At 43.2% G+C, this 16385-nt stretch carries 14 protein-coding genes and 2 riboswitches; of the genes, 6 read left to right on the top strand and 8 right to left on the bottom strand.

All coding sequences use genetic code 11. The features are described from left to right. The first annotated feature begins 75 nt into the window (after nt 1-75). Nucleotides 76-1098: a tetratricopeptide repeat protein gene (locus L2747_RS09975; RefSeq protein WP_248998887.1), complete on the top strand. Its 1023-nt coding sequence runs from the start codon at nt 76-78 to the stop codon at nt 1096-1098. Between the two features lie 148 nt (nt 1099-1246). Here the strand turns inward: L2747_RS09975 and L2747_RS09980 are convergent, their stop codons facing one another. The 7 genes from L2747_RS09980 to L2747_RS10010 all read right to left on the bottom strand — a co-directional run bounded on the left by L2747_RS09980 (nt 1247) and on the right by L2747_RS10010 (nt 6771). Next, nucleotides 1247-1972, bottom strand: a complete 726-nt coding sequence (locus L2747_RS09980) for an amino acid ABC transporter ATP-binding protein (RefSeq protein ID WP_248998888.1) — start codon at nt 1970-1972, stop codon at nt 1247-1249. After that, nucleotides 1965-2645, bottom strand: coding sequence for an amino acid ABC transporter permease (locus L2747_RS09985; protein ID WP_248998889.1), 681 nt, complete (start codon nt 2643-2645; stop codon nt 1965-1967). The genes L2747_RS09980 and L2747_RS09985 overlap by 8 nt, the downstream gene beginning before the upstream one ends. A gap of 7 nt (nt 2646-2652) precedes the next feature. After that, nucleotides 2653-3390, bottom strand: a complete 738-nt coding sequence (locus L2747_RS09990) for a basic amino acid ABC transporter substrate-binding protein (protein ID WP_248998890.1) — start codon at nt 3388-3390, stop codon at nt 2653-2655. A 427-nt stretch (nt 3391-3817) separates the two neighbouring features. Further along, nucleotides 3818-4513, bottom strand: coding sequence for a class I SAM-dependent DNA methyltransferase (locus L2747_RS09995; RefSeq protein ID WP_248998982.1), 696 nt, complete (start codon nt 4511-4513; stop codon nt 3818-3820). A gap of 251 nt (nt 4514-4764) precedes the next feature. Further along, nucleotides 4765-5760 (bottom strand): adenosine deaminase, encoded by a 996-nt coding sequence (add, locus tag L2747_RS10000; RefSeq protein ID WP_248998891.1) that lies wholly within the window; start codon nt 5758-5760, stop codon nt 4765-4767. Nucleotides 5761-5855: 95 nt separating this feature from the next. Beyond that, nucleotides 5856-5955, bottom strand: a riboswitch (purine riboswitch). Between the two features lie 267 nt (nt 5956-6222). Next, nucleotides 6223-6477, bottom strand: a complete 255-nt coding sequence (locus L2747_RS10005) for an HP1242/YdcH family protein (protein ID WP_220758746.1) — start codon at nt 6475-6477, stop codon at nt 6223-6225. Nucleotides 6478-6624: 147 nt separating this feature from the next. Continuing rightward, entirely contained in the window at nt 6625-6771 is a 147-nt protein-coding gene (locus L2747_RS10010) for a hypothetical protein (protein WP_248998892.1), read from the bottom strand. Between the two features lie 285 nt (nt 6772-7056). On the opposite strand from L2747_RS10010, the gene L2747_RS10015 reads away from it, so the two are divergent. Together L2747_RS10015 and L2747_RS10020 are read left to right on the top strand one after the other, a co-directional pair. Beyond that, a complete protein-coding gene (locus tag L2747_RS10015) occupies nt 7057-8172 on the top strand; it encodes a flavin-containing monooxygenase (RefSeq protein ID WP_248998893.1) in 1116 nt (371 codons plus the stop codon). A gap of 391 nt (nt 8173-8563) precedes the next feature. Continuing rightward, complete coding sequence (locus tag L2747_RS10020; RefSeq protein WP_248998894.1) at nt 8564-9304, top strand: hypothetical protein; 741 nt, start codon at nt 8564-8566, stop codon at nt 9302-9304. A gap of 162 nt (nt 9305-9466) precedes the next feature. Here the strand turns inward: L2747_RS10020 and metH are convergent, their stop codons facing one another. Further along, nucleotides 9467-13222 (bottom strand): methionine synthase, encoded by a 3756-nt coding sequence (gene metH, locus L2747_RS10025; RefSeq protein ID WP_248998895.1) that lies wholly within the window; start codon nt 13220-13222, stop codon nt 9467-9469. A gap of 250 nt (nt 13223-13472) precedes the next feature. Here metH and L2747_RS10030 point away from each other — a divergent pair, with 250 nt between their 5' ends. The 3 genes from L2747_RS10030 (at nt 13473) to L2747_RS10040 (ending at nt 16382) form a co-directional block, all read left to right on the top strand. Next, nucleotides 13473-14093 carry a histidine phosphatase family protein gene (locus L2747_RS10030; protein WP_248998896.1) on the top strand — a complete coding sequence of 207 codons (621 nt, stop codon included), beginning with the start codon at nt 13473-13475 and terminating at the stop codon, nt 14091-14093. 121 nt (nt 14094-14214) lie between these two features. Continuing rightward, nucleotides 14215-14367: riboswitch (cobalamin riboswitch) on the top strand. 109 nt (nt 14368-14476) lie between these two features. Then, nucleotides 14477-15334, top strand: coding sequence for an ABC transporter ATP-binding protein (locus L2747_RS10035; protein WP_248998897.1), 858 nt, complete (start codon nt 14477-14479; stop codon nt 15332-15334). Next, the gene (locus L2747_RS10040; protein WP_371985474.1) at nt 15327-16382 is read left to right on the top strand and encodes a FecCD family ABC transporter permease; all 1056 of its coding nucleotides are present in this window, start codon (nt 15327-15329) and stop codon (nt 16380-16382) included. The genes L2747_RS10035 and L2747_RS10040 overlap by 8 nt, the downstream gene beginning before the upstream one ends. Nucleotides 16383-16385: the final 3 nt, after the last annotated feature.

Raw genomic sequence — 16385 nt, forward strand, 5'->3', positions numbered from 1 at the left:
TTGAACACATCAATTAAAACCTGCATGATCATGCGATAAAAGCCACTAATGGCGTGCTGTTGTCAAAGAGTGATTATGAAGTTTTTAATTTTATTAATGGTTTTCTTGCTGGCTGGGTGTGCAAGTTCAGAACGAAGCTCTGATCTTGCCTTTGAGAGTTATCGCAAAGCGGCTGAGCAAGGTGATGCAGACGCGCAATATAAACTCGCAACCCTTTATGATTTTGGAATGGGTACATTGAAAAATAGTGAAACTGCAATCAAATGGTACCGAAAAGCGGCAGAGCAGGGCTCTGCAGAGGCTCAATATACACTCGGTACCTTTTATGACTATGGTCTTGGCGTGCCGGAAGACAGGCAACAAGCATTGCATTGGTACTATCTAGCTGCTGAGCAAGATCATATCGATGCTCTCTATGGCATAGGGATGATTTTTCACTCGACAAAACAAGACTACCCACAAGCTATTTATTGGATTAAAAGAGCGGCAGATAAAGGCCTCGATGAAGCCCAATATGATATGGCTAGAATGCTGACTTTCGGCATCGGAATTGAGGAAGACAAACAGCAAGCTTTTGCTTGGTATATGAAAGCCGCTGAGCAAGGCCATGTTGCTTCGCAATTTTATATTGGTTCAGCTTATGACTTTGGCCAAGGCGTTGCAGCAGATCCGGCCAACGCTTTTACTTGGTATCAAAAGGCGGCGAATAATGGCTATGTCAAAGCGCAATTTTACCTAGGTTCAATGTTTGAGCAAGGTCAAGGCACTCAGGTTGACAAGGTACAGGCAATTAAATGGTATTTAAAAGCGGCAGAGCAAGGGAGCATTGGTGCGCAATATAGCCTAGGGGTGATGTTTGAACTGGGCGAAGGTGTAGTGCAAAACATACCTGAAGCGATAAGCTGGTATACAGCGGCAGCCAAGCAGGGAGATGCGGAGTCGCAATATGTATTGGGCAGCTTATATGAGTCGGATAACAGCGATCCGCAAAATCAACACATTGCCAAGAAGTGGTACCTAGAGGCTGCGGCGCAGGGACATAAAGAAGCACTCGCAGCGTTAATGCAAAATCCTATAGACTCTGTCATAGCCCATTGAAGCTATTCGTTTGATTTTTTTTGCTTTAAAATGCAGAGTTCCCTCATTATGTTGCTACAAGTAGTAGCAACATAATCGCTAAGTTCTCAGTTTAGCCCGTAATTCCCATAGGCTTTAGCTCTTAATCTTGAGTATTGACTCCTGAGCTTTATCTCAAAACTTTACTCAAAAACGCCTGAGTTCTGCCCTCTTTAGGCTGACTAAATAGCGTATCAGGTTCACTCTGTTCAACAATATAGCCGCCATCCATAAAGATCACTCTATCGGATACGTCCCGTGCGAAGCCCATTTCATGGGTAACAATCACCATTGTCATGCCATCTTCAGCAAGTGATTTCATCACATCGAGTACATCGCCAACCATCTCTGGATCTAACGCCGATGTGGGCTCATCAAATAACATGAGCTCAGGCTTCATGGCTAACGCTCTTGCAATGGCAACACGCTGCTTTTGCCCGCCAGATAAGCTCGATGGGTAGGCATCGGCTTTGTCTTTTAAACCCACTAGGGTTAGCAATCTATCGGCTTCAGCACTCGCTTCTTGCTGGTTCATCACACCTAACTTAACAGGGGCTAGCATGATGTTTTGTTTAACGGTTTTATGAGGGAACAGATTAAAGTTTTGAAACACCATACCGACTTTTTGTCTTAACTTATCAACGCAAGCTCCTGCGGCGGTAATGGATTGACCATCAATGAAAATATCACCTTGAGTTGGTTGCTCTAGTAAGTTGATACAACGTAAAAAGGTACTTTTACCGCTCCCCGATGGACCAATAACGCTGACGACTTCACCTTTGTTAATTTGCTCGCTAATACCTTTTAAAACTTGGTTGTCGCCAAAGCTCTTATGTAAGTTATTTATTTTAATCACTTTGTTTCAACCTCGTTTCGAATCTAGATAGCATAAATGTGAAGATGTACGTCAATAGCAAATAGATAATGGCACAGGTAAATAGCGGTATGCTGTCTTCAAATGTACGGCTACGAATGATTTCACCTGCGCGCATTAAGTCGACGCCACCGATAAAGCCAATGACCGCAGTCTCCTTGAGCAGTACAATAAACTCGTTACCTAGCGATGGCAGAATGTTCTTAATCGCTTGCGGTAAAATCACTTCTTTCATCGTTGACCAATGCGATAAACCGAGTGATCTCGCCGCCTCCATTTGGCCTTTGTCTACAGCTTGGATCCCGGCCCTGATGATTTCAGAGATATAGGCACCACTGTTAAGGCCAAAGGCAATAATAGCTGCAGTGATTTTATCTACATCAAGTGATGCCAGTACAATAAAGTAAAGGATTACTAACTGCACAACCACTGGCGTTCCACGGATCACGCTAACATATAAATTCGCAGGCCAACTAAAATACCACTTTGATGACATCTTCATTAAGGTGGTAGCCACGCCAAGTACAGAACCCATTATCATGGCAAAGAAGGTGACGATTAACGTAACTTTTAAGCCGTTTAAGATGAGATAAATCCCGATTAAACCGTCTTCACCAATTGGCGTAAATAAAGAAGTGTTTATTGCATCAATCATTAGCTGCTCACTTCATGTATTTAGTAACAAGGGCGTCGTATTCGCCGTTGTTTTTCATGGATTCTAGGGTGCTATTGATACTCGTTAGCAATTCAGCTTTATCTTTAGGTACTGCTAGTCCGTAAAATTCAGGTTCAAAATCCAGTTCAACCATTTTTAATTGTGGATTTTTATTCAAAAAGCTAATGGCGGGCTCACTGTCAAAAAGTACTAAATCAACTTTATTGTTTTTCAGTTCCATAACGGCTTCAAAACCAGTATTAAAAGCGGTAACTTTTTTGCTAAAGGTCTTTGCCATGATATCGCCAGTTGAACCTAACTGTACGGCAATATGTTTGCCTTTAAGATCATCAATGCTGTTAATACTGTTGTTGTTTTTATTCACTAATACCATTTGGGTGGCTTCGTAGTAAGGTGTCGAGAAATCGACGTTCGCTTGTCTTTCTGCAGTAATGGTCATTCCTGATGCGATAAAGTCGATTTTTCCAGCATTTAACGCCACAATCAACGAGTCAAAGTTCATGTTTTCAACTTTTAGGCTCTTACCTGCATCTTTGGCAATTTGGCGTGCAAGGTCGATATCAAAGCCCTTAATTTCATCACCACTAACGCCGCCTACATATTCAAAAGGGGGAAACGAAGCATTGGTGCCGACGACAAGCACATCATCGCTCTTACCACAGCCAGCCAATAATAAAACGCTTGCTAACCCTAAACTCACTAAACCTGTCATTGACTGCTTCATTTCAAACTCTCTTAATCAAATTACTTAACTGCCATCGACTATAAACTCACACCAAAATAAATCAATACTTATGCAAAAATAATGCTTAATAATTCGGTTTGATTTGTTTTTTTGGTTAAGTTTTGAACGTTTCACTCGTGGTGTTAACCTTGGTTTAACAAAGGGTGTTGTTTTGTTTTACACTTGAGTCGGCTGATTGGGAATATAAGTGATAATGAATATTTATTGAGTAGGTAAAGTTGATGACTTAGATGAGAGTTTGGATAAATGCCTTAAATTAAAAGTTGAAGGTCAAACTAAAATGAGGAGCGGAAACGAGAAGTTGTTCAGTAGATGGGAGAAAAGGTTAACGATATTATTATATAGCCCCAAATACACTGTTAGCGATATTTTGGGGCTATTGATTAAAACCTTTGTAGCCTCTTGGCTAAATTTTTACACAGGTAAAAATTGCATTGCCTGACTTGCCGTTCCAAGCCAAGATCTTGTCATAATCATGTTCAAACATTTGCACTTCGAAATAGGGGGCTAAAAGTTGTTTTAGCTGCTCAAATCCTACTGCGACCATCGCGTGCTCATCTTGCCAAGATTGGCTTATTTGCTCTGTGGTCTTTTCAATGTTGACGATTAACGATTGTCTTTCGCCTTCCCCGCAATAATCCCAGCCTGAGCTAAAGGTAAACTGGCTGTCTTCATGGGCTAATTGAAACTTAGCAAATGAGTTGTTGATGATCATTTTCTTTTCAACGGCGTTGAAACAAAAAATACCGCCAACGTTAAGGGCGTGGTGCACGCTGGCTATGCACTGCTTTAGTTTTTCAATTCCATCGCTGTAATGGATTGAGTATAAAAAGCAGGTGATTAAGTCTAACGGCTGTTCAACCGTAAAGTTTGCCATATCTTGTAGGCTAAACTCTGCTTCCGGGCAGTGCAGTTTGGCTATGTCTAGCATCGGCTGGTTAATGTCTAAGCCCTGGCTTTGGTAGCCGCTATCGATGAAGTGCCTAACATGAGGGCCTGTACCACAAGCAAGATCAAGATGTTGTTTTCCACCATTGCCAAAGATTTGATGCAGTCTGCGAATGCATTCACTTTGTGCTGAGTAGTCAATTTCGGCACACATTAAATTGTAGTAACTTGATAAGTCAGTATAGAGCGCAGTAGTTGGTGCGGTAAGCAAGGCTGTTGACCTGTAAATTGGGGTGCGGCATCTTATACTAATAGCTAGATTTAGCGATGATTAATTAAGCATATTGCGATCTATCTCTCGCTATATGTAGCCGCTGAAATGTGTTGTTGATTAGTCTGGGGCGGGAACGAGTTAGCGAGTGCATAGCTGCACTCGCTAAAAGGCATATAACTTGTTAATGAAACTTAAACAGTGAATCGCAATAGATGCTGTTTGACAGCATCAGATGCGAAGGAGTTATTGGCGCTGATTTTGTAGATAGCCATGTAATCTTGTTCAGTTAAGTTAAACTTCTCAACTGCAAGCTGTAACTCTTTGGTCATAGTAGTATCAGACACTGTCCGATTGTCAGTATTAATCGTAACTAATAAACCATCACGATAAAAATCACCAAACGGGTGGCTTTCTAAATTCTCAACCGCTTTGGTTTGCACGTTACTGCTTGGGCAGGTTTCTAATGCAACTTCTTTCGAACGCACTAAGTCGTACGCTTGTTTATGGCTGTTAATGTGAATACCGTGTCCAATACGTTCGGCACCTAGTAACGCAATTGCGTCATACACATTTTGGCCTACACCTTGCTCACCCGCATGGATCGTAATGCGGTAGCCTTTATCAAGGGCATATTTAGCGTAAGGAATGTACTCATGGCAAAAGCCTGGTTCTTCACTTGCAGCTAAGTCGAATGCAACAACACCGTTATCAAGGAACTGAGCACCCGCGTCGATCACATCATTGATGTCATCTTTTGGTAGCACCTTAATAATCGACAGGATGTAGTTACCCTTAATATCGTATTGGGCTTCAGCTCTGCGCATACCTTTGACAACACTGCCAATGATCTGCTCAAAGTTAAGGCCTTGTTTACGATGTAATTGCGGACCAAAACGGACTTCTAGGTACTTCACGTTTTCTTTTGCTGCGTCTTCAAATAGCTCAAACGAAATACGCTCTAACGCCGCTTCTGTTTGCATAACCGATACAGGCAGCGCAAAGCGGGTAAGGTATTCATCAAGGTTTGGGCAAGATTCAGGGGCCACCATTAGCGCTTTTATCTCGTCAACGTTATCGCTAGGAATAGCTGTGCCTTGGATTTTTGCAAGGTCGATAACAGTTTGCGGACGTACGCTACCGTCTAGGTGGCAATGAAGATCAATTTTAGGTAGCTGTAGAAAATTCATGAAGCTCTCCTTTATTAAGTGGTTATACCAACTATAGGCAAATAACGATTCATACCTTGCAGCGCAAAATAGAAACAATATTACATAGTTAGCATTACATAAAGTAAAGTCTTCATAATCAAGAGTTTAGGGCTCTTGGTAGAAACTCTCAAACCATATCATTGAGATTATACGAAGTGTTAACGGTCAATATTAGCACTCATTAAGCTAGTTGCGAAAGAGCCTAACAACAAATAAGACCAAGGGGAGCATTGGCTGCCCAAACACAAAATCTGGTTTAAGCACGCATTATCTAGGTATTTAGAGTCGATTCGTTTAACCCTAAAGCTTTCTTGGCTGAGTTTTGTAGAGATAAAAGCTGATTAAAAAATGATTAAAGCCAAAAGTGTAGCATTACTGCCTTTTGGCTTGTTTTGAATGCTATATGCAGAGCTGACAGCACTCGGTATTTTTCAAAAATGGTTACTTTGATTCGCTGTGATGAGCTTGAAGCTTATGGAATAAAACATCTTTTAAGTTAGCGCGTTGCACTTTTAGTTGATGCATATGTTCGTCATCGGTTGGGCTACCGGCAATTTCTAACTGACGAATATCATAATCGAGGAGGTGGTATTGCTTGGAAAGTTTGTCGAACTCTTGGTCGGTGTAGTTCAAGTAAACAATGTCTTGTTTAAATTCTGGGAAGTCGAAAATAAGTGCATGATTTTCATTTAACATTGGTGCTCCTTGAAATGCTGAACTTAAATGGCGAACAGAAACAATTTATGTTGGAACTGGTTTGACTATAGCACTGGCCAAAACCACAAAGTGAGATCTTGGCCGCTTTTTAATTATGGTGCATCGAGATAGTCGCTTAGCTAGTTGTCACTTTTTGATAAAAAAGTAATAGATCCCCAGAGCCAAAGCAGCAATGGCAGATAGGTAAACATCAAGCATGTAAGGAGCGTTAAAGTAGATAAGCCCTACCACCAACAAAACAGCTACGGCTTGTATTCCAATTTTGTATTGCATAGATTTCTTATTATTTTTGGCTTCACTGTTACCTTCTACAATAACAATTCCCTGCAATCATTGATAGCTATCTTATTAAATACATTGTATTTTATTGAGTATTGTTTGCAGATGAAAAGCTATTTTTGTGTTGAAACAACAAGGCCTAATTGCTATTTAATCTTTGTTAAGTTACTTATCTTTACAGTTAGCTGCTTGAGTATTTTTTGGCTAAATCAAGTTCTATACTGATGTTCTGTTAGAATGCTCTGCATAATAAAAATAAGACGTATGCATTTGGAAATCATGAAAGAATTTATCATTATCGGCGCGGGTCAGTCAGGCTTGTCTATGGCCTATAACCTGTCTCAACATAATAAAGATTACCTTATTTTAGATGCCAACGAGCATATAGGTGCGCCTTGGCTAAAGCGTTGGGACTCATTAAAGCTATTTACTCCTACCGAATACAATCATCTACCGGGCATGCCATTTCCTTTTCCTAAAGGCTATTACCCTAATAAATATGAAGTGGCGGATTACTTAAAAAGTTATGCCGAGAAGTTTTCGATACCGATTGAATTTAATCAAAAAATCACCTCGGTAAAGAAAGTGAATGGCATTTTTGAGATCACCAGTGCGACGGCAAATTATCAAGCTAAGCAGCTGATTATCGCCACCGGCCCGTTCCATACTCCGTATACACCGCCTTGTCATGCGGACATCGCTAAAGATGTGAAGCAAATTCACAGTGAGAACTATAAAAGTCCGGCTCAACTGCAAGAGGGCGATTGCTTAGTTGTTGGCGCGGGCGACTCCGGCGTGCAAATTTTATCGGAAATTGCCGATACCGGACGCAAAGTACACTTTTCCGGTACGGATAAAATCCCTGCAATTCCGCAGACATTCTTAGGTAAAACCCTCTGGTGGTGGTTTACTAAAATAGGCTTTTTGTCGGTTAACCGTTATAGCAAAATCGGTCAGTGGTTAAGTAAGGGCGTGCAACCGGTTATTGGCACAGATGTGAAGTCATTGCTGGCAAAAGACAATGTGATTCATATGGGCAGAACCCTGTCAGCTGATGACAGCAGTATCAAGTTTCAAAAAGGCAGTGTCAGCAGTATTAAGAATATCGTTTGGGCGACAGGCTTTAAACCTAACTTCTTTTGGATTGAAGACATCTCTTTTGATGAAATGAACTACCCAAGTAATTATCGCGGCGTCAGCAAAGATGTCGATGGTTTGTTTTTTATTGGCTTGCCTTGGCTGTATACCCGTGGCTCGGCAACGCTGGGTGGCGTCTGGAAAGATGCTAAATACTTGATGACGTATATTTTAGAAACCCAACAAGCGAACAGTAAACCTGCGCAGAATAATCTGCCACCTAAACAAGCCGCCAAGATAATTACTGACGCCAGCTAGTATCGAAGGTGCTTATTCACCATATTGAATGTAAGGTTGCCTTCAATATGGCGGATTGCAGTGTTCATTTTTTCGATTCCTAAGGTAGCCTGTTCCACGGCTGCGCAGCTAAGAGTTTTGATACCAGACAAGGTTGAGCTTTTTATTTCAGTCATTGTTGTTAAGCGTAAAAGAGTGAGTGGTCTTTATTTACAATCACTTGGTGGTAATTTGTCGTCAATCCCTTGTCTGGTCAGCGTTAGGCGGGTTTTACAGCAAAATATATTGAACCTATAGTTAACGGATATGTAGTTAACTAAGCACGTTGTCTGTATGCATTTATCTGTTCGATAAATGCTTGATAAAGGAGTGTCATTTTTTACAGATAACCGCTGATTAAGTGGGGCGGTATATGACTTCTTATCAGAGTAAGGCGCAGTTGTTTCCCTTACTTCATTTGCTGGATGATTTTAGCCAATTTCAATTGCAGGGCGGCTTTATCAAAACCTTAGCTGAAAAAGATCTACGTCTGCAGGCACCTGCGTCCGTTAAGTTGGATGAATTATCACATATTCCTTGTGTGAGTATTTATGATGCACCTGCCCATACCACTGCTGCAGATCTTCAGCGGCATTTTTGCAATAAAAGCCAAGATGACGAATTTATCAGTCATCAAATATTTAAGAGCCTTGTTCCAGTTAGCCGTATATCGCAAAGTCGACATCAAAGGCATTATCAGCTGGTGGCTTTTTTAGAAGAACAGCAACAAACCCCAATCGCCTTTGTCACCTTTAATGTGGGTTTGCTTGATTCTTGGTATGCAGATGATAATGCCTGTGATGATAGGCATGTGGGCGTATGTTGTTATTTACTTTACGCTTATGTGGTTCCGGAGATGCGACACCTTGGGATCAGCAGTTGTTTGTTTCATCTTATCTCTAATTTATTTTGGTCGCAGCTGCAGTTTGTCGATGCTCAGGCGCAGGCGCATAACCTGACTATGGTGCCTTTGGTGTATGAAAGCACCGCAGCTAAAGGCGCTGAAGGCTTAATGCAGCAACTTGAACGAAATATTAATCAGTATAAGGCGTTACTACTTAATAATGATAATGCCTCGGGAGTGATAAAGCCTTGTATGACTAATGTGGGCTAGGGCTGCGAATCTAGTCTTTTGAGTTTAGCTTGGACTGTTGAGATTAGCTTTTGAGCTTAGGCTAAGTTTACTGAACTGAAAAGCTGCCCTGCAAACCAAGCTGCTGCTCTATTTAGCCCCTTATTCAGGGGCTTTATTTATACTTTTTTACTCAGCATTCTATTACTCTGGATCATAGTCCAACACCGGCATTAACCAGCGCTCGGTTTCCTCTATGCTCATGCCTTTACGGGCGGCATAATCTTCCACTTGATCACGGCCAATGTTAGTTACGCCAAAATAACGCGACTTAGGGTGAGCAAAATACCAACCAGAAACCGCTGCGGTTGGGAACATAGCGTAGCTTTCGGTGATATTAAGGCCAATGGTTTCATCTGGCTTTAATAAGTCCCACAGCAGGCCTTTTTCAGTGTGATCAGGGCATGCTGGGTAACCAGGAGCTGGGCGAATACCTTTGTACTTTTCGCGAATAAGCGCTTCGTTATCGAGTACTTCATCGGCTGCGTAACCCCAAAACTCTTTACGTACGCGTTCATGCATCCGCTCGGCAAAGGCTTCGGCTAAGCGGTCAGCCAAGCATTTAAGCATAATGGCGCTGTAGTCATCATGGTCAGCTTCAAAGCGTGCCACGTGCTCATCAATACCATGGCCTGCCGTGACGGCAAAGCCGCCCATGTAATCGGCCACGCCACTGTCTTTTGGCGCGACAAAGTCAGCTAAACAGAAGTTGTCATTACCAACACGTTCAATCTGCATCCGTAGGTGATGAGTCGTCAGTTCAAGCTCGCTACGACTTTCATCGGTGTACAGCTCAATATCGTCGTGGTTAACGGTGTTGGCTGGGAATAAGCCAATAACCGCTTTCGCGGTGAGCCATTTTTCACTGATGATTTTGTCTAGCATAGCTTTGCCGTCGCTAAACAGCTTACGTGCTTCTTCACCTACGACTTCATCATCTAAAATGCGCGGGAAATGTCCATGCAGCTCCCAGCTTCTAAAAAATGGCGTCCAGTCTATGCGCTCAACTAAATCTTCTAGCGGATAGTCATCAAACACTTGGCGGCCAAGTTGATTAGGTACAAATGGGCTGTAGTTTTGCCAGTCGTGTTGGCAGCGGTTTTCACGTGCGGCTTCTATGCTGGTGATCTCTTTGCGCTTAGCTTGTGATAAGCGCTTTTCGCGCATGACATCATACTCTGCATAGGCTTCGTCAATTGTAGCTTGGCGAGTGTCGTTATTAATCAGTTTAGAAACCATAGGCACGGCGCGCGAGGCGTCGGCAATGTAAATAGCGCCCTCAGGTGAGTGTGGGGCAATTTTCACTGCGGTATGAATTTTAGAGCAGGTAGCACCGCCAATAATTGATGGAATGGTTAAGCCCGCTTTATGGAAGCTCTTAACGTTATGCACCATTTCATCAAGACTTGGGGTAATTAGCCCCGACATACCAATAATGTCGACGTTTTCGGCTATCGCCACTTCGATGATTTTCTCTACCGGTACCATTACGCCTAAGTCGATCACTTCATAGCCGTTACAAGCCAGTACTACGCCAACAATGTTTTTACCAATATCGTGCACATCGCCTTTTACGGTGACCATTAAGATCTTACCGTTTGACTGACCTGCGACTTTTTCTAGCTCAATGTATGGGTTTAAGTAAGCTACGGCTTTTTTCATCACTCGGGCAGACTTGACCACTTGTGGCAGGAACATTTTTCCTGAGCCAAATAGGTCACCAACGATGTTCATGCCGTCCATTAACGGCCCTTCAATCACATCCAGTGGGCGTGTTGCCTGTTGGCGCGCTTCTTCGGTATCTGCATCGATATAGTCGGTAATGCCTTTTACTAACGCATGGGCTAAGCGCTCATTAACCGGCTTAGTGCGCCATTCTAAATCTTCTTTCTTGATGGTTTGACTACCATCACCACGGAATTTTTCGGCAACTTCTAATAGCAGTTCGGTGTTGTTGGTATCGGCCACAGTGCACGGTAAGTTTTGCACAATGGCTTCAACGCGCTCTTTTAGCTCTGGGTCGATATCGTCATAAATGGCCAGCTGACCTGCGTTAACAATACCCATGTCCATCCCAGCTTGAATGGCGTGATACAGGAATACGGCGTGGATTGCTTCACGCACCGGGTTGTTACCACGGAACGAGAATGACACGTTTGATACGCCGCCTGAGATCATTGCGTGCGGCAAAGTACGTTTGATTTCAGCGGTGGCTTCAATAAAGTCGACCGCATAGTTGTCGTGCTCTTCAATACCAGTGGCGATAGCAAAGATATTTGGGTCGAAGATAATGTCTTCTGGCGGAAAGCCTACTTTATCGACGAGCACATTATAAGCGCGAGTACAGATCTCGACTTTACGTGCTTTAGTGTCGGCTTGGCCAACTTCATCAAAGGCCATCACAATAGCCGCTGCGCCATAGCGTTTAACTAAAGTGGCTTGCTCGATAAACTTTTCTTCGCCTTCTTTTAGGGAAATAGAGTTAACGATGCCTTTACCTTGAATGCACTTAAGCCCCGCTTCGATGACTTCCCATTTAGAGGAGTCGATCATAATTGGTACGCGAGAGATATCAGGCTCTGAGGCGATTAGATTAAGGAACTTGTGCATGGTTTCAGCGCCATCGAGCATGCCTTCATCCATGTTGATATCGATGATCTGCGCGCCGCTCTCAACTTGCTCACGGGCAACTGACAATGCTTCTTCATATTCGCCAGTTTTAATCAGGCGCAAAAACTTAGCTGAACCGGTGACGTTGGTACGTTCACCGACGTTTAAAAATAGCGAGTTGGCATCAATGGTTAGCGGCTCAAGCCCTGATAAACGGCAAGCAACTGGAATGTTTGGTAGTACTCGGGCAGGGTGCTGAATAACCGCTTCACGAATAACGCGGATGTGATCAGGCGTAGTACCACAGCAGCCACCAATAATGTTTAAAAAGCCTTCTTCGGCCCACTCTTGAATGACTTCAGCCATCTGCTCTGGCGTTTCATCGTAGCCACCAAATTCGTTAGGCAGGCCAGCGTTAGGGTGTGCAGAGACATAACATTCAGAAATCTTAGATAGCTCTTCAACATAAGGGCGCAGCTCGGTTGGCCCTAATGCACAGTTAAGGCCGATAGATAAAGGCTTAACGTGGCGCAAAGAATTATAGAAAGCTTCCGTCGTTTGGCCGGTAAGGGTGCGGCCAGAGGCATCGGTAATGGTGCCTGAGATCATAATCGGCAGACGGAAACCTTGCTGATCAAATACGGTTTCTATGGCAAATAGTGCCGCTTTAGCATTAAGGGTATCAAAAATCGTTTCAACCATAATCAAATCTGCGCCGCCAGCTATCAGCGCATTAATCGATTCAATGTAGGCTTCAACAAGTTCATCAAAGCTAACGTTACGATAACCAGGATCATTAACATCTGGGCTAATTGAGCAGGTACGGTTGGTTGGACCAAGTACACCTGCTACATAACATTGGCGACCGGTTTCAGTTTCAACTTCATTAGCGGCTTCTCGGGCAAGACGCGCACCGGCTAAGTTAATTGCTGCTGAGTGCGCCTGCATGTCGTAATCGGCCATGGCGATACGCGTAGCGTTAAAGGTGTTGGTCTCAATAATGTCTGAGCCCGCGAGCAGATAATCTTTATGGATCTGCTTAATCGCCTCTGGTTGCGTCAGCACCAACATATCGTTGTTGCCCTTTACATCGCAATGCCAATCTTTGAACTGCGAGCCACGAAAATCAGCTTCTTCAAATTTGCGATCTTGGATCATGGTGCCCATCGCACCATCGAGAATAAGGATCCCATCTTGAAGCTTTTGGGTAAGTACTGCTAAAACCTTTTCGGCAGTGTCTTGAGTGTGTGCTACTGCGCTCAAGGCATGTGTTGGGGTACAGGTTGCCATAGATAATTCCTACCAATTCGCAAATGATTATTCTGGTAATTTATGCTCGTATAAAATGCCGGTCATTTTTCTTTGAGTTGCGAGTCGCTTTCAGACTTACATTTTTTGTTTGGACATTTATACGTATAGACGTCCATAATACGTGAGGCTTACTCAAAAGTGCAAGTGCTAAAAGCATGATACTTTTTCAGCATTAAAAACCAATAAAATTATGTAAGTTGTTGATAAATAATAATGACAGGCTTAAACGATGCAAAACACTAACGTTATCCTCCTAAGGCATGGCCAATGTGAAGGTGGTAATATTTTGCGCGGTCAAGTGGATGTAGGCTTGAGTAAGCAGGGCGAATTGCAGATGAAAGTAGCACTTGCCGCTGTGTTTGAGTCGAAAAATGCCTCAACATCCGCACCCGATGTGATTATTAGTTCTTCGCTTATTCGCTGCTCAGGTCCCGCTAAAGCATTCGCTACATCGCATCAGTTACCTTTATTTGTAGACGATGGCTTTAAAGAGCTGAACTTTGGCGACTGGGATGGAAAAACCTTTGATGCGTTGTATCAGTCAGATGCAGCCGCGTTAGATAGCTACTGGGCTAACCCTTGGCTTGCTGCGCCGCCAAATGGCGAGTCGATGCAAGACTTTGAAACGCGTATTGAGCTAGCTTGGCAAGATATGATTGAGCAGCATCAAGGTAAACAGATATTACTGGTCACTCATGGTGGCGTTATCCGCTATTTAATGAGTAAAGTGCTTGGTGTATCGCGCTGCGCAGGCTTTTATACGTCATTAAAACTACCTTATGCTGCTAAGGTACAAATAGACATACTACACGACGGCGATACACCGCATTTGAGTTTAAACTGGGCGTAAATAAAGCGAATTGATGGCTTACTTCTGTGTTGAACAACTTCTCATACTGATTGGTATTCGCTGTAGACGTATGATGGTAAACTGCGACATTAATATTATTAATGCTAAGAATTTTTGCCGTTAATAACAAATAAAGTTAGGTGCTTAATAGCATAAAGGGAACCGGAAGCTGCTGCATCGCAGTGGCTTAGTCCGGACTGTACCCGCAACTGTATGAAAGCTTTGTTCTAACGTAGCTTTCAAGTCAGATACCTGCCTAATTTAATCGAATAGGGTTTATCAAAATCGGTATTGATAGCTCAAAAGTGCGGCCTATTGGCGGTACATATACTCGAGCGGGCGACTCGAGGGAGATAATAAAATGATACGTGTTGCTTGGTTGCATGCCGCTCATGGCTGAATCAGATGCAGAGCTGCAGCCTAAAATGGTCCTGTCAGTTACAGATTTAAGTTGGCAACTTAACGACAAACACATTTTGTCGACGATAAATTTCAGCCTTACTGAAGGTAAAATGCTGGGCATTATTGGCCCCAATGGCGCGGGTAAGTCTAGCTTGCTGCGTTGTTTATATCGTTTTATTAAACCAACTTTAGGCAATATTGAGCTATTTGGCCAAGATATTGGTGTACTTTCCGCTAAGCAGTTTGCCCAACAAATAGCGGTTGTACTGCAAGATACGCCGCACCATTTTGATATGACCTGTTCGCAACTTATTGCGTTAGGTTTAACCCCCCACAAAAATGCTTTTGATTTTACCAGCAAGCAGGACCGACAAGAGGTTGCTAACGCACTAATTAAGGTGGGATTGCAAGATAAAGCGAATCAAGCTTATGAAAGCCTGTCTGGCGGTGAAAAGCAGCGAGCATTGATTGCCCGCGCGATAGTGCAGCGACCTAAACTACTCATTCTTGATGAGCCAACTAACCACTTAGATATTCGCTACCAAATTCAAACTTTGGAGTTACTACGTACCCTCAATATTACGGTAATTACGTCGATTCATGATCTAAATCTTGCCAGCGCTTTATGTGATGAACTCCTACTACTTGATGGAGGTTACTGTGTGGCTAAAGGCTCGCCAAAAACAGTGTTGACAGAGCAGCGTATTGCCGAGGTATTTGACGTGTGCTGTGAAATTAGGCCACATCCACAACATGGTAATCCGCTGATTAGTTACTTCTACGGTTATGAGTCTGCAACTGATTTAGCCAATAAAGTTCAAGGAGGCGAGGGTGAGTAATTCCGCTATTGGGCTGGTTAATGGTTTAACCTTGCCGCGACGCCCAATTGAATATTTATTGTTTGGTGTACTCGTCTTACTTACCTTATTGACGCCATTTGCGGCGACAAGTTTTGGCGCAGCTAGCATCAGTGTTGCCGATGTAGTTAGCGTTATTAGCCATAAATTATTAAATGTCGGCGAGTCGCTAGGAGTACGAGAGCGAATTGTTTGGGAGCTTCGGCTACCACGGGTATTGCTTGCCTTTATCGCGGGTGCAGGCTTATCTATCGCCGGTAGTGTGCTACAAACAGTCACTCGAAACCCGTTAGCCGACCCATACCTATTCGGTATTTCATCAGGCGCATCCTTTGGCGCTGTGGTCGCACTAACCCTATTTAGTCAAAGTATTCTATGGTTGAGTTTACCCCTAGGTGCCTTTGTTGGTGCCAGTCTATCGGTTGTTATGGTGTTGGCTTTATGTGGGCAAAATCTATCGACTCAGGTTGAGCGTATGCTCTTATCTGGGGTGGCGATTTCGTTTATGTTTGGTGCTATGGCCAGCTTGATGTTGTATTTCTCAAGTCCACAAGCTGCGGCGTCGGTATTGTTTTGGACTTTAGGTAGCTTCGCTAAAGCCAGTTGGCAAGGTTTGTGGTTACCCGCCAGCGTTGTGTTTATTTGTACATTAATCATTTTATTGTACAAACGCCAAATAGTGGCGATGCGTGCAGGGGATGAAACCGCCCACACTTTGGGTATTAACGTCGGTGCTTTGCGTTTGTCTATGCTACTCCTTTGCTCACTTATCACAGCTATTTTGGTCGCGAATTGTGGCGGTATAGGCTTTATCGGATTGATGGTGCCGCACACAGTGCGTCTATTATTTCCTGGGCGTTATCCACTGCTATTAACGGCGCTGGTGGGCGGATTATTTATGGTCTGGGTGGATGTGTTAGCGCGGACATTATTGAGTTATCAAGAACTGCCTGTGGGGATAATTACCTCAGTGATGGGCAGTATCTTCTTTTTATTTATTTTAGGTAGTCGCAGCGCTAAGCGTATATAGCGA

The sequence above is a fragment of the Shewanella marinintestina genome, from assembly GCF_023283845.1.
Classification (GTDB): domain Bacteria; phylum Pseudomonadota; class Gammaproteobacteria; order Enterobacterales; family Shewanellaceae; genus Shewanella; species Shewanella marinintestina.